The sequence below is a fragment of the Rhodococcus sp. USK13 genome (assembly GCF_018343855.1).
GTDB classification, from domain to species: domain Bacteria; phylum Actinomycetota; class Actinomycetes; order Mycobacteriales; family Mycobacteriaceae; genus Rhodococcus_F; species Rhodococcus_F oxybenzonivorans.
This window is the reverse complement of the sequence record NZ_CP069242.1, coordinates 4,469,054-4,482,015: the sequence shown is the minus strand read 5'-3', so window position 1 is coordinate 4,482,015 and position 12,962 is coordinate 4,469,054. Positions and strand designations below refer to the sequence as shown.

The following is a 12,962-nucleotide window of genomic DNA, read 5'->3' as shown; positions in this document are numbered from 1 at the left end:
GCTGACCTCGTCGGTGGCCGCCGCCCTGAGGTCGGGATGGTGGCAAGCGACTCGCCGTCCCCGAAATCGTGCACGCCGGGTGGGGGAGCGAGTCCGACGCCGAACACCTCGAAGCCGCGGTCAACATCAGGACGGTGGCGAACCGGGGTAGTGACAAGTTCTTCCTTTGGGTGCAGGCACTTGCGACACTCGCCGATAGACCCCCATCGGGTCTGGGAGCGGTGATCACGATGGTGCACCACACGGGACTGGTGGGATCGGGCGCGGCGCTACCGGTGTGAATCCAGAGGTCGGGGAACTAGCGGCCGGTCACCGCAGGAGGGCGCAGGCACGTCGCGGCGCCGGCGCCGGTCATCCCGCCCCCTGGGCAACGCCATATCCGTTGTTTTCGGGCGATTACTACGCGAACCCCGGCTCGGGGAGTTGAATACTGCAGAAACGTGTACTCGGTCAGGTCACCGTTCGACGGACTATGTCCGCTTGGTGATGCTGTTCTCGCCGGAGTCCGGAGCCTGGGCTGGGCGGCGGCCGAGGAACAGGGCCAGCAGCGCTCCCGCTACGCACACCGCCGACGTGATCAGAAATATCTCCGTGTACTGGGTAAGCAGAGCCTGGTCGACTGCCGCGGTGTACTCGGCTAGCTCCCGTGCCGCCTGCTCGGGAGGTTTGCCGACGGGGAACGGCACCTGGAGGTTCGCGGTCAGGCTGTGGAATCGGTGCAGCCCCCACGCGGATAACGCGGCGACTCCGACGAGCATCCCGGTCATCCGCGCGACCACCACACCGGCCGAGGCGATCCCGTGCTGGGTCGACGGCACGGCGCGGAGCACCGCAACGGAGAGCGGCGCGATCACCAGGCCGAGACCTAGCCCCGCGATGGCAAGGTCGGTGTCCAGCCGGGGCATGGCAATCGGCCCGAGCTGATACGACGCGGACAGTACGTCCATCGGCCATCGGGCCATCTGGAGGTAACCCACCGCGGCCGCCAGCATGCCGGCCGCCGCGACCACGCGGTCGCCCAGTCGTGCTGTGAGCAGCCCGCCGAGCAGCGCGCCGACCGGTAGCGCGACAAGGAACCGCAGCAGCAGTATGACCGCTCCTCGGTCGTCCCGGTCGAGTAGCGACTGGGCGAACAGGTCGACGTCCACCAGGGTCACCATCAGCGCGACGCCTGCCGCTGAGGACACTCCGAGCGCGGCTAGGAATGCGCCCATCCGGACGTTTACCGGGTCGATCAGCCGGGTCTTGGCGTGCAGCTCCCAGCCGACGAAGGCGATGGTCGCGACACCGACCCCGGCCAGCATCGGCCCGCCCCACGGTGGCAGCACGGCGGTACGCGGGTCCGGGTTGTACAGCCCGACGACGGCCAGGCCGAGTGCGACCGCGAGCAGCAGCCCCCCGGCCACGTCCACCCGGACGGGCGCACGCGCCCGATCGCGGCGCGGCACCGAAACCTGCACCGCGATCATGGCGAGTAGGCCGAGCGGAACGTTCATCCAGAACACGCCGCGCCAGCCGGCGATGCCGAACGCGCCTGGCCACACTGCAAGGCCTGCGATCGCCACCCCGTACAGCGGGCCGAGCACGCTGCCCAGCTCCTGCGCGGCACCCACCGCTCCGAGCACGTTCGACCGCGTGTGGGTTGCCCACAGATCAGCGGCAAGCGCCATGGTCACCGGCAGCAACGCTCCACTGGCGACACCCTGGACCACCCGCCCGGCAACGAGCATGGGCAGGTCGTCGGCGAGCGCGGTGACCACCGAGCCGATCAGGAACCCGGCGAGACACCCCTGCAGCAACAGCTTGCGACCGAACCGGTCCGATGCCTGGCCGAGCAGCGGCATCGCGGCGATATAGCCGAGCAGGTACCCGGTGACGATCGGGGTCACCCGCTCCAGCCGGTTCACCGGGATCAGCAGGTCGTCCATGATCTGCCGGAACATGCTCACCACGACGTAGGTGTCCAGCGCGCCGAGCAGCACGGCGAGCGCCGCGGCGCCGATGGCCACGGCCCGGCTCCGCCGCGGGCTCAGCTCGATACTCACGCCGGGGGTGTCACCGTCACGGGCTTGTCCAAGTCGGACACCACCACGTCGACGGTCGGGGCGTCTTCGCCGTCCGGCTTCGGGAAGGTAACCAGCGTTCTGATCGGGAGGTGCATGCCGTCCTCGTCAAGCCAGACCGTGATGTCCACCTCGGACTCGACCCCGGGAACGATGTTGCCCACGGCGTCCTTGCCCGCACGTCCGGTGATCTTGTACGCCGATGTCCCGTCAACCTTTTCCCTCGCCTCGGTCGTCGCGCCGGTGATGCTGGTCAGCACCTTCGCGAAACCCCGCTCCGGGTCGAGGATGGCGGACGGGTCGTAGTACTCGGCGGTGAGCGAGGACGGATACCGCTGAAAGGTGCCGGTCGGGCCCTTCAAATACAGCGAGTCGTCGACCAGCACGAATTCACCTTCGATCAGCTGGCCGGCCAGGGTGAGCTTCACGGTGCCCTTCGCGCCACCGGCCGGACCGCCCTCCCTGGTCAGGTCGCCCTCGGCGGTCTGCACGCTGATGCCGGGAATCGAGCCGTTGACGGTCATCGTGAAGTGGGCGCTCGTGACCTCGCGGACGGCGGACGCCGACTCGCCGAGCAGCCTGGCCGCGTCCGGCAGGTTCGCGGTTTCTCCCGGAGTGGTGTCGGTGGTGCAGCCGGTGACGACCGCCGCGCTGAAGGCGAGGGTCCCGAGGAAGATGCGGCGGGTGAGCATGTCCGCATCGTAGGACGCCGGCTCCGAAAACGTCTGGGCTTTGCGGCCGGAACCGAGGTCGTTGTGGGACGCGCGAAGGTCACCCGGTCCTCGACCCGCGCAGCGCTCGGCCGGATCATGCCCGACCACCCGCCACCAAATCCGCCACCTGGCGGGCAGCGCACGACGGTGCGGTGCCAGAGCACCGCCGATGGATCCGCGACCAGCAGCTGCTTCCACATCGGGTGATAGGGCACCGAGAACGAGCCCAGAGGGTCGCCTGCCAGCTCGGCGCCATCCACCAACGGCCGCAGCTCGAATACCGAAGTCGCTTTCTGCAACGCCGAACCCGTACGTATCGAGTTGCGGGTTGGTCCCGAGTCGGTGGGGTCGCGAGAGTGATCAGGACGACGCCCCGAGCGTCAATGACCAGGTGGCACACCAAGTCCCGCACGGGCAGTCGGTGCAGCCGGAAGGCTATGTGAAGTCCTCGTCCGGACGTTCGGCGACTGTCGTGCGCAACGCTGCTCAAGAATGTGAGAAGAGGTCCACAACGGCAAAGGTAGTGCGGTGCAGCAATAGCGGACAAGCATAGTCGGCGGGGACTCAACACCTACGGGGGTTTGTGTGTGGGTGAACGCCCGCCTTGTCCGGCGGGCGTTCACGGTGGGTCAGTTGAGGGTGGCGGTGTCGACGACAAATCGGTATCGGACGTCGGAGGTGAGGACCCGCTCGTATGCCTGGTTGATCCGGTCGGCGGGGATCACTTCGATTTCGGATCCGATGCCATGGTCGGCGCAGAAGTCGAGCATCTCCTGGGTCAGGGCGATGCCGCCGATCATCGACCCGGCGAAGTTGCGGCGGCCGCCGATCAGCGACATCACGTTCAGGCTGAGCGGCTCGGCTGGAGCACCGACATTGACCAGGGAACCGTCGACGGCGAGGAGTTCGAGGTAGGCGTTGAGGTCGATTGCGGCGCTGACCGTGTTGATGATGAGGTCGAACCGGCCGGCGAGCTGCTCGAAAGTGCTGGGGTCGGAGGTGGCGTAGTACGCGTCTGCGCCGAGGCGCAGTCCGTCCTCCTGCTTCTTCAGCGACTGGGACAGGACGGTGACCTCGGCGCCGAGGGCGTGGGCGATCTTGACGGCCATGTGCCCGAGCCCGCCGAGGCCGACGATGGCAACCTTCTTGCCGGGACCGGCGCCCCAGCGGCGCAGCGGGGCGTAGGTGGTGATCCCGGCGCACAGCAGGGGAGCTGCGGCAGCCGGGTCCAAGCTTTCCGGGACGGACAGGACGTAGTCGGCATCAACGACGACGTGGGTGGAGTAGCCACCCTGGGTGGTGGTGCCGTCACGGTCGACGCCGGCGTAGGTGGGGACCATGCCGTCGGTGCAGTACTGCTCGTCGCCGCCCCGGCAGTTGATGCACTGGCCGCAGGAGTTGACCATGCAGCCGACGCCCACACGGTCACCGACCTTGTGGCGTGTGACGTCGGCGCCGACCTCGGCGACGATGCCGACGATTTCGTGCCCGGGCACGACCGGGAAGGGTTGCGGACCCCAGTCGCCGTTGACGGTGTGGATGTCGGAGTGGCAGATGCCTGCGTACTGAATTTCGATGAGGACGTCGTGGGAGCCGACGTCGCGGCGCTCGATGGTGGTGGGGACCAACGGCTGGCCCGCGGCGGGAGCGGCGTACGCGTTGACGCGCATGGCAAATCTTCCTTCTTCTCTGGTGGTCACTTCGGTAGTGATAGGCAGGGTGGCGTCACCGGTGGCGCATCCGTCGACGGGCGAGCACCGGGCGTGCGGGGTGTGAACTATCGCTTCTTGATGTTCTTGAGGTCGTCAGCCAGTGCGCTCGCCTCGGCCGCGAGGAGCGCGGCACGGGCCTCGTCGCCCGCGTCGATCGCGTGCCAGTAGTCGATCTTCAGGTCGACGTAGCGTTGACGGAGTGCCATCTGCCGGGCCTCGACTGCAAGTTGTTGCCGGCGTTGGGTCAGCAATTCGATCTGCGCGGGGGCGGCCCCGGCCCCGAGTTGTGCGTTGGCGACGTACTCTTTCATGTCGCTGACCGACATCCCGGTTGCCGCCAGGCACGCGATTGCCAACAGCTGTCCCAAGTCGTTCTCGTCGTAGACCCTGTGTCTACTGCTCTCCCCACGGCTGATCGGCGCGATCACACCGACCGACTCGTAGTAACGCAGCGTGCTGGCCGGAAGTCCGGTCAGTGCGGCCGCGTCCTTGATCGTGTAGTCGCGTGGGGTGGTTCGTGCACTCACGACATAAACGCTAAGAACTTCAAGTACTTGAAGTCAAAGGTTGAGTGGGTCACACCCGAGGGCCTCGTCGAGTTCTGCCGATGTGTCGGTTGAATCGGAGTCCTGATTGGTCGCAAGTTGGAAGTCCGGTTGCAACGATTGCGCCGAGTCCGGGTTTGGGCTGGAGCAACTCCGGTCGCTGCATCAGCAACTGTCGCAGCCGCGGAGCCATCAGTAGGGTGACGGCGCTGGTGCTGAGGAATCTGACCGTCGTATCGTACCCCGCGACCACCATCAGTGAGGCGGTGCCCACCGCTTCGGACTCCCAGAGCCGGTCGGCTCGTCGGGCGGCGACGAGCTCGCTGAACAAGTCATCGGCCGGGCACTCGGCCTTGGCGGCCAGCAGCGAGTCCGCATCACCGCGGGCGATATCTGCTGTCCGATAGCTGCAGGACGGATCGGGTATGCCCGAGGTTCATGCTTACCGCCTTGACGGTTCGGGGGCGAGGCAAACGAATCGCCTGTGCGGCAGACATTCTCGCCTGACCAAAGTTGCGAAGTTGATCTCAGGGGAGCCGCAGCAGCGCGGCGCCCACACGTTGATCGCCGACCTCGCTGCAACGGTCGTTGGAGTGGTCTGCACCGGCCGTTCCCGTTGGCACGCGTCGCGTTCGAGCAATTTCTGGGGGAGAGGAATGCGTCCGCGACCGGACGCGAAGGAAGGAGACGAACTCTCTTCCACTTTCAATGTATAGCGCACCCGGGGTCTTGCGGCAAGGCCCGGGTTGTGCCGCACACTTACCGGCCTGAGCCGGAACCGGCGGAAATGGGGGACATGAAGTGCGTGTGTTGTTGTCGACGTATGGGTCGCGCGGTGATGTCGAACCGTTGGTGGGACTCGTGGTGCAGTTGCAGGACCTCGGCAAGGAGGTGCGGGTGTGTGCGCCGCCGGACGAGGACTTCGCGCAGCGCCTGGCTGGTGTCGGCGTATCGATGGTGCCGGTCGGGCAGTCGGCGCGTGCGCTGACGACCGCGGCACCGTCTTCGGCGGACCTGCCCCGGCGCGCGGCTGAGTTGATCACCGCTCAGTTCGAGGCGGTCACTGCTGCGGCCGAGGGATGTGACGGGTTGGTCGCGACCGGTGTGATGCCTGCGGCGGCTGGTGCGCTGTCGGTGGCCGAAAAACTGGGTATTCCGTCGGTGTCCGTGACCTTTCAGCAGCTCACCTTGCCGTCACCGCATCGCCCGCCGCTGGCGTATCCGGGCCGGCCGTTCCCGCCGGATGTGACGGACAACCGGACACTGTGGGACCTGGACGCTCAGAGCATCGATGCGCTTTTCGGTGAGGCGCTCGACACCAGCCGGGCGTCGATCGGCCTGCCCCCGGTACGCCACGTTCGCGACTACGTCTTCGGCGACCGGCCGTGGCTCGCGACTGACCCGATCCTGGACCCGTGGCGGGGGACGTCAGACCTCGACGTCGTCCAGACCGGCGCGTGGATCCCGCCCGACGACCGCCCACTTCCTGCCGACTTGGTGGCATTTCTGGACGCCGGCACACCGCCGGTGTATGTGGGCTTCGGCAGCATGCCCATGGGAGCGGCGAAGGACGCCGCCAGGGTGGCCATCGAGGCGATCCGCGCGCAGGGGCGCCGCGCACTTGTCGGGCGGGGTTGGGCGGACCTTGCCCTGATCGACGACCTCGACGACTGCTTCGCCGTCGGCGAGGTCAATCAGCAGGCACTGTTCACCCGGGTAGCCGCCGTCGTGCACCACGGCGGCGCGGGAACGACGACGACGGCCACACGGGCAGGCGCGCCACAGGTGGTGGTACCGCAGGTGGTGGACCAGCCGTACTGGGCCGGACGAGTGGCCGCTATGGGTATCGGCGCAGCGCACGACGGTCCGGTTCCGACCTTCGAGTCGCTGTCGGCAGCACTCACGGCGGCGCTGACTCCTCAGACCAGAGCACGGGCGGCCACCGTGGCGGGCACGATCCGCACGGACGGGGCAGCGGTCGCCGCGACGCTGCTGCTCGACATGATCGACCGGCCCACGGATCGGAGCTGATGACTGTGAACCCCTTGACTACCACGGCATTCGACCTTCCCGACCACCTCACGGCGAAGGCCGACCCGGCGCTGATCGCCGGGGACGAGCGGCACTTCGCCGCGATCGCAGCAAGCCTCGAACAGTCCATCGCCGACCTGTCCCGCCGCATCGATGCCGAACGCAAGACGCCCCGCCGTCTGGGCCAGGAGGCGATGGAGCGGGACATGATGGTTCACGAGCTGAACGCTCAGCTGCGCGCCTTGCGCCGCTTCGGCTTGGACCTGTGCCTCGGACACATCGTCAGAACTGACAACCCCGAGCCCGTGTATGTCGGACGCCTCGGCCTCATGGACAGCGCGGGCAATCAGCTGCTGGTCGACTGGCGTTCGCCCGCGGCCGAGCCGTTCTTCGGGGCCACCCACGCCAACCCGCTGGGCCTGACCCGCCGTCGCAGGTATCGCTGGACCCGCGGGCGGATCAGCGATTTTTGGGACGAGGTGTTCACGCCGGACGGGTTCGAAGGGAACGCGGCGCTCGACGACCAGTCCGCGTTCATCGCCAGCCTCGGCGGCAACCGGACTGCCCGGATGCGGGACGTGCTCGGCACCATCCAGGCCGACCAGGACGCCATCATCCGCGCGGGATCGAGCGGCGCACTCGTCGTCGACGGTGGGCCGGGTACAGGTAAGACCGTCGTCGCGCTGCACCGCGCCGCGTATCTGCTCTACTCCGACCCTCGACTCCGTCACGGGGTGCTGTTCGTCGGACCACACGAGCCCTACCTGGCCTACGTCGCCGACGTCTTGCCCAGCCTCGGCGAAGAGGGCGTCCAGCTGTGCACCCTGCGCGACCTCGTCACCGAGGGCGCCGCCGCCCGGGTCGAGCAGGATCCGGAGGTGGCGCGCCTGAAGTCATCCGCGGATCTGGTGAAGGCGATCGGCGCGGCCGTCGAGTTCTACGAGGACCCGCCCACCGAGGGCATGACGGTCGCGACCGACTGGACCGACATCTGGCTGAGCGCCGACGACTGGGCCGAGGCATTCGAAGCGCCTGAACCCGGCACTCCGCACAACGAGGCGCGAGAGCAGATCTGGGAGCTGCTGCTCACGATCCTGATCGACAAGTACGACGGTGACGTTCCGGCAGCCCAACTCCGGAAGTCGTTGCAGCTGAACGACGAATTGCGCGCAACCCTCGACAACGCATGGACCCTGGTCGAAGCCGCCGACCTCGTCGCAGACCTGTGGTCGGTGCCCGCCTACCTGCGCAAGTGCGCACCTTGGCTCAGCGACGACGAGATTCGGAAGTTGCAACGCGCGGACGCCCAGAATTGGACGGTGTCCGACCTGCCACTGTTGGATGCGGCACGGCAGCGACTCGGGGACCCGGAGGCGTCACGACGCCGACGTCGGTATGACGCCTCCGTAACTGCCGAACGCGCGCGCATGAGTGACGTCGTCGACGACCTGATCGCGGCCGACGACTCGGAAATGCTCGTGATGTCGATGCTGCGTGGCCAGGACCTGCAGCAGTCCCTGGTCGACGAGACCGCTCTGCCGAGCTCCGACCCGGACTTGCTCGCCGGCCCGTTCGCGCACATCGTGGTGGACGAGGCTCAGGAACTGACGGATGCGGAGTGGCAAATGTTGTTGCCGCGCTGCCCGTCTCGCAGCTTCACCATCGTCGGGGACCGGGCCCAGGCCCGGCACGGCTTCACCGAGTCGTGGCACGAACGGCTCGGGCGGATCGGGTTCGATCGGATCGACCTCGCCGCACTGAGCATCAACTACCGGACCCCGGAAGAGATCATGACGGAAGCCGAACCGGTCATCCGTACCTTCCTCCCGGACGCCAACGTGCCGACCTCCATCCGCAGCAGCGGCAACCCCGTCTTACACCGATCGAGGTCGGAGCTGGGCTCGATCCTCGACGCCTGGCTCGAATCGAACTCCGACGGGATCGCATGCGTCATAGGCGATCCCGCGTTTCGGTCGACGTCGCGTATCCGGTCGCTGACACCGGAGCTGTCGAAGGGGCTCGAGTTCGACCTCGTCATTCTGGTCGACCCGGCGTCGTTCGATGAGGGGATCGAAGGAGCCGTCGACCGCTACGTCGCCATGACGCGGGCAACCCGGCAACTCGTCATCCTCACGAGTTCCTGACGCCTGCCGACCATAGGCAGGGGATCTGCCCCCTAGGACTACATCAGTTCGCCGCCAGTCGCCTGCAATTCCAGATAGTCGCGCACCAACAGGGGAGAACAGGGTGTGGACACGTCGGCCCAGGGAGAGTGGTCGGGTAGTTGCAGTGGCAGCGTTTCGGGTATCGCTTCGCGACACCGGATGCCGGCCCGCAGTGGCGGCGTCAACGAGTTCCACCACGTGTCGAGTGCACATCTGCAGTGGGCGAGGTAGTCCGAGAGTGGTCCCTGCAGAAGCGCAATCTGCGGTACCGAATCGGCTTTACCACTGATAGCTGCGACGCACGAGTTTCCGCACACGGTCATCACCTGACCGATGAACTGTGGCGGCATTATGCCTTCCGGGTTTCGTAGCAGGGCGAGGCGCGCGCCGGCGGAAAGGGCTTCATACGCCGCTTCGGGGTCGATTGCCTCGTCACCCATGCCACGACGGTACTCGGATGTGGTCGTCTGCTACCAGGAACCGCGCTAGTTGGCTTTTCCGGTCCGGTGAAGGATCGCCGAGCGGCCGGCGATCCTTCACCGGGCATTGGGTCTGCCGGTCAGCTCGTCATACTGGCGAACATGCCGGGTTCGTAGGACCCGGCCGGATTACGCACGATCACATTGATCCGGTTGGCGGCATTGATCAGGGCCACCAGGGACACCAGCGCGGCGATCTGGTCGTCGTCGTAGTACTTGCGCACCTGCGACCAGGTCTCGTCGGACACGCCGTGGTGGGCGTCGGCGAGCCGGGTGCCCTCTTCTGCGAGTGCCAGCGCGGCCCGCTCGGCCTCGGTGAACACGGTGGCCTCACGCCAGGCGGCGACCAGATTGAGCCGGACCGGGGTCTCGCCGGCGGCCGCGGCATCCTTGGTGTGCATGTCGGTGCAGAAGCCACAGCCGTTGATCTGGCTGGCCCGGATCTCGACGAGGTGCTGGGTGGCCTTCGGCAGCGGTGATTGGTCGATCACCAGGGCCGCGTTCCCGAACCGCTTGGCGAACTTCATGGCAATCTCATTGTCGAACAGGTCGAATCGGGCATCCATGGCTTCGTCCTCACTCGTGGTGTCGTGCTGATCTGTACGAACATGAGATGCCGGCGACCCGATCGTTGTGACACAAGTTCCGGATGTCACAAAACGGCGGCGTCCGGTGTCTGGTGTGTGACCCAGAACGACAGAGAAGGAGCCACCCATGGCCGGCACGTCGCAGACCACGCCCGCAGATAGTGGCGGGAGCCGAGACGATCGTTCGGACCCCGCTACCGACGCGTTCGTCGCCCACCGCAACCTGCTGTTCACCGTCGCCTACGAGATGCTCGGCTCGGCCACCGACGCGGAAGACATCCTCCAGGAAACCTGGCTGCGCTGGTCAGGCGTCGATCTCGCCACGGTGCGCAATCAGCGTGCGTATCTCGTCCGGATCACCACCCGCCAGGCCCTCGTCCGGCTGCGGACGCTCAGTCGGCGCAAGGAGTCCTACGTCGGCCCATGGTTGCCCGAGCCGCTGCTGACCGCACCCGATGTGGCCGAGGATGTCGAGTTGGCCGACAGCGTCTCGATGGCGATGCTGCTGGTGCTCGAGACGCTCGCACCGACCGAGCGGGCGGTGTTCGTGCTGCGTGAGGTGTTCGACCTGGAGTACGGCGAGATCGCAGCCGCCGTCGGCAAGAGCCCGGATGCTGTCCGTCAGATCGCGCACCGGGCGCGGGGCCATGTCGCGGCGCGCCGACCGCGCGGCGTCGTGTCCCCGGCCGAATCCCGAGACGCACTCGAGGCGTTCCAGCGGGCACTCGAGACGGGTGATCTGCAGAGCCTGCTCGACCTGCTCGCACCCGACGTAGTCCTCTTGGGTGACGGCGGCGGGGTCAAGCAGGCTGTGCCGCGACCGATCGTGGGGGCCGACAAAGTGGGTCGCCTGCTGGCGGCCGGCCTGCCGCGGATCGACGGCCAGGTGTCGGTCGAGCCGGTGCAGATCAATGGCTGCCCAGCTCTGATCGTTCGGCTCGACGGGGAGATCGACGACGTCGTGGCGGTGCGGATGGACGACGGCATGATCACCGGGCTCTACATCGTGCGCAATCCCGAGAAGCTCTCACGCGTCGAGCGGGAAACCGCGGTGAGCCGCTGAGGCCTGCAAGGGCCCGGCTACCTCTGATGAATCGATCGATGCGCCGAACAGACCGAAAGGTTTTAACGAGGCGCCGACGGGAATACCACACGCGGCGGCGCGTTGCCGGGAAACGGGCTGGTGCACCCTCATTCTTTTGTCGGCGCGGCGCCGGGGCGACAAGGGGCTGGCCCGTCCTGCTTGAAATTGAAACCAAACCCTTGACTCCGCCGTACCGAATAGTAGATTGAGAGCGGTCATGTGACCTACCTCTCGAGCTGACACAAGTCGGGTGGCCGGTCATACGTGGTGTTCTTCGACTGCGTGTTCGGGGCGTGACTCTCGGTTTGTGTGCCCGGAATGTAACGCGCCTGCGTTCCAGCAGATCGGAGTACGTGGATGAGTCCTGTCGCGACTGTCGCCACGCCAACGACCTATAGCAGCCAACCCATGCCCACCCTGGTAACAGCCACTGATCCCACATCGAGGACGGCACAGGCACAGCAAACGCCGCCCCAGTCGAGCCGGGACGGCGTTCGTATCGTGGGGCAGCCTGTATCAGGCTCCGCGTCGCTTGGCCTTGAGCAGGTCGAGACGCTCCTTGAGCAGCTCTTCCAGTTCTTCCTTGGAACGACGCTCGAGCAGCATGTCCCAGTGGGTACGCGGCGGCTTGACCTTCTTGGCCTCGGGTGCGGTGCCCTCGACCAGGGTGCCCTCCAGGCCGTTGCGGCAGAGCCACGTGCCCGGGATCTCGGCGTCGTCCGCGAACGGGATATCGAACACCTCACCGTTGTCGCACCGGTACTTGGCCATCCGGCGGGGTGCGAGGTCGTGGTCACGGTCGGTCTCGTAGCTCACCGCTCCGAGTCGACTCCCTCGAAGTACGCGATCTGCCATGGTTGTGTCCTCTCCTCGATCGTCTCCGCGCGAGCACGCCTGGACAGCAGCCAAGCGTTCACACTCATCTACAACGCCACGGCTTCCCGATTGGTTCCCGCACGCCGCGCAGATGCAACCTCGCCATCTTACCGGGCGGGCATCGAGGGGTCGCGCAGTAAGGTGGTGGACCATGACCGGCGCATCCCGCAGACCCGACTCGTGCGTGTGGTGCGGCCGAGAAGTCGCGGAGTCCGGGATGGGGCGACGCCGCCGGTATTGCCGCCAATCGTGCCGGCAGCGAGCGTACGAGCAGCGTACCCAGGTCAAGGGCACGAGTATCCCCGCGGATGCCGTGGTGCTCACCGCCGAGGAAGCCTCCGCCATGGTCGACCGGATCTTCCAGGTTCGTTGTGCGGCCGAGGACGTGGCGACAGCCGTTGCCGAAGGCGCGGCGGCCCATGAGCTGGAGTCGTTGTGCGCCGACCTCCTGCACCTTGCACGTGAGGCCGAACGCTTCCGCTGACACCCGGCCACGGGCAGCGAGAAGTGCTGCGCATCCTGCTCGACCGGCCCCATCCGGGTCGCCGTCGCAGATCGATGGCGATTCCGGCACGAACATCACGAATCGACGCACACCGGACCCACGCGTGAAGCACGATCAGTACAGCGTGGCGGACCGGCGACGGTCGGTTCGTCCCACGCGCTGGGTCTGCGCATCCACAGGTTTCACACCAGCTGGGGGAACG

The 12,962-nt window shown here is 66.8% G+C and carries 12 protein-coding genes; 5 read left to right on the top strand and 7 right to left on the bottom strand.

Annotated features, from left to right (window positions below; all coding sequences use genetic code 11):
* The first annotated feature begins 68 nt into the window (after nt 1-68).
* A complete protein-coding gene (locus JQT59_RS23130; RefSeq protein ID WP_213578370.1) occupies nt 69-281 on the top strand; it encodes a hypothetical protein in 213 nt (70 codons plus the stop codon).
* A gap of 189 nt (nt 282-470) precedes the next feature.
* Here the strand turns inward: JQT59_RS23130 and JQT59_RS23125 are convergent, their stop codons facing one another.
* The 4 genes from JQT59_RS23125 to JQT59_RS23110 all read right to left on the bottom strand — a co-directional run bounded on the left by JQT59_RS23125 (nt 471) and on the right by JQT59_RS23110 (nt 5,015).
* Nucleotides 471-2,045: an MFS transporter gene (locus JQT59_RS23125; protein ID WP_213572144.1), complete on the bottom strand. Its 1,575-nt coding sequence runs from the start codon at nt 2,043-2,045 to the stop codon at nt 471-473.
* Nucleotides 2,042-2,974 carry an LppX_LprAFG lipoprotein gene (locus JQT59_RS23120; RefSeq protein ID WP_249353767.1) on the bottom strand — a complete coding sequence of 311 codons (933 nt, stop codon included), beginning with the start codon at nt 2,972-2,974 and terminating at the stop codon, nt 2,042-2,044. The genes JQT59_RS23125 and JQT59_RS23120 overlap by 4 nt, the downstream gene beginning before the upstream one ends.
* A gap of 431 nt (nt 2,975-3,405) precedes the next feature.
* Entirely contained in the window at nt 3,406-4,446 is a 1,041-nt protein-coding gene (locus tag JQT59_RS23115; protein ID WP_213572143.1) for an NAD(P)-dependent alcohol dehydrogenase, read from the bottom strand.
* A 107-nt stretch (nt 4,447-4,553) separates the two neighbouring features.
* On the bottom strand, nt 4,554-5,015 hold the full coding sequence (locus JQT59_RS23110) for a MerR family transcriptional regulator (protein ID WP_213572142.1): 462 nt from the start codon (nt 5,013-5,015) through the stop codon (nt 4,554-4,556).
* A gap of 819 nt (nt 5,016-5,834) precedes the next feature.
* Here JQT59_RS23110 and JQT59_RS23105 point away from each other — a divergent pair.
* Together JQT59_RS23105 and helR are read left to right on the top strand one after the other, a co-directional pair.
* Nucleotides 5,835-7,064 (top strand): glycosyltransferase, encoded by a 1,230-nt coding sequence (locus JQT59_RS23105; protein ID WP_213572141.1) that lies wholly within the window; start codon nt 5,835-5,837, stop codon nt 7,062-7,064.
* A 5-nt stretch (nt 7,065-7,069) separates the two neighbouring features.
* Complete coding sequence (gene helR / locus JQT59_RS23100) at nt 7,070-9,208, top strand: RNA polymerase recycling motor ATPase HelR (protein WP_213578016.1); 2,139 nt, start codon at nt 7,070-7,072, stop codon at nt 9,206-9,208.
* 38 nt (nt 9,209-9,246) lie between these two features.
* Here the strand turns inward: helR and JQT59_RS23095 are convergent, their stop codons facing one another.
* Nucleotides 9,247-9,669, bottom strand: a complete 423-nt coding sequence (locus JQT59_RS23095) for a hypothetical protein (protein WP_213572140.1) — start codon at nt 9,667-9,669, stop codon at nt 9,247-9,249.
* A 119-nt stretch (nt 9,670-9,788) separates the two neighbouring features.
* Nucleotides 9,789-10,274, bottom strand: a complete 486-nt coding sequence (locus JQT59_RS23090; protein ID WP_213572139.1) for a carboxymuconolactone decarboxylase family protein — start codon at nt 10,272-10,274, stop codon at nt 9,789-9,791.
* A gap of 148 nt (nt 10,275-10,422) precedes the next feature.
* Here JQT59_RS23090 and JQT59_RS23085 point away from each other — a divergent pair, with 148 nt between their 5' ends.
* A complete protein-coding gene (locus JQT59_RS23085) occupies nt 10,423-11,358 on the top strand; it encodes an RNA polymerase sigma-70 factor (RefSeq protein WP_213572138.1) in 936 nt (311 codons plus the stop codon).
* Between the two features lie 537 nt (nt 11,359-11,895).
* Here JQT59_RS23085 and JQT59_RS23080 read toward each other — a convergent pair.
* Complete coding sequence (locus JQT59_RS23080; RefSeq protein WP_005255751.1) at nt 11,896-12,234, bottom strand: RNA polymerase-binding protein RbpA; 339 nt, start codon at nt 12,232-12,234, stop codon at nt 11,896-11,898.
* Between the two features lie 172 nt (nt 12,235-12,406).
* On the opposite strand from JQT59_RS23080, the gene JQT59_RS23075 reads away from it, so the two are divergent.
* Entirely contained in the window at nt 12,407-12,739 is a 333-nt protein-coding gene (locus JQT59_RS23075; protein ID WP_109329829.1) for a hypothetical protein, read from the top strand.
* Nucleotides 12,740-12,962: the final 223 nt, after the last annotated feature.

What these genes read in the sequence shown, in the direction of transcription:
- JQT59_RS23095 (WP_213572140.1), bottom strand. Translation starts at nt 9,669, where the DNA reads ATGGGTGACGAGGCAATCGACCCCGAAGCGGCGTATGAAGCCCTTTCC.
- JQT59_RS23115 (WP_213572143.1), bottom strand. Translation starts at nt 4,446, where the DNA reads ATGCGCGTCAACGCGTACGCCGCTCCCGCCGCGGGCCAGCCGTTGGTC.
- JQT59_RS23075 (WP_109329829.1), top strand. Translation starts at nt 12,407, where the DNA reads ATGACCGGCGCATCCCGCAGACCCGACTCGTGCGTGTGGTGCGGCCGA.
- JQT59_RS23090 (WP_213572139.1), bottom strand. Translation starts at nt 10,274, where the DNA reads ATGGATGCCCGATTCGACCTGTTCGACAATGAGATTGCCATGAAGTTC.
- JQT59_RS23085 (WP_213572138.1), top strand. Translation starts at nt 10,423, where the DNA reads ATGGCCGGCACGTCGCAGACCACGCCCGCAGATAGTGGCGGGAGCCGA.
- JQT59_RS23080 (WP_005255751.1), bottom strand. Translation starts at nt 12,234, where the DNA reads ATGGCAGATCGCGTACTTCGAGGGAGTCGACTCGGAGCGGTGAGCTAC.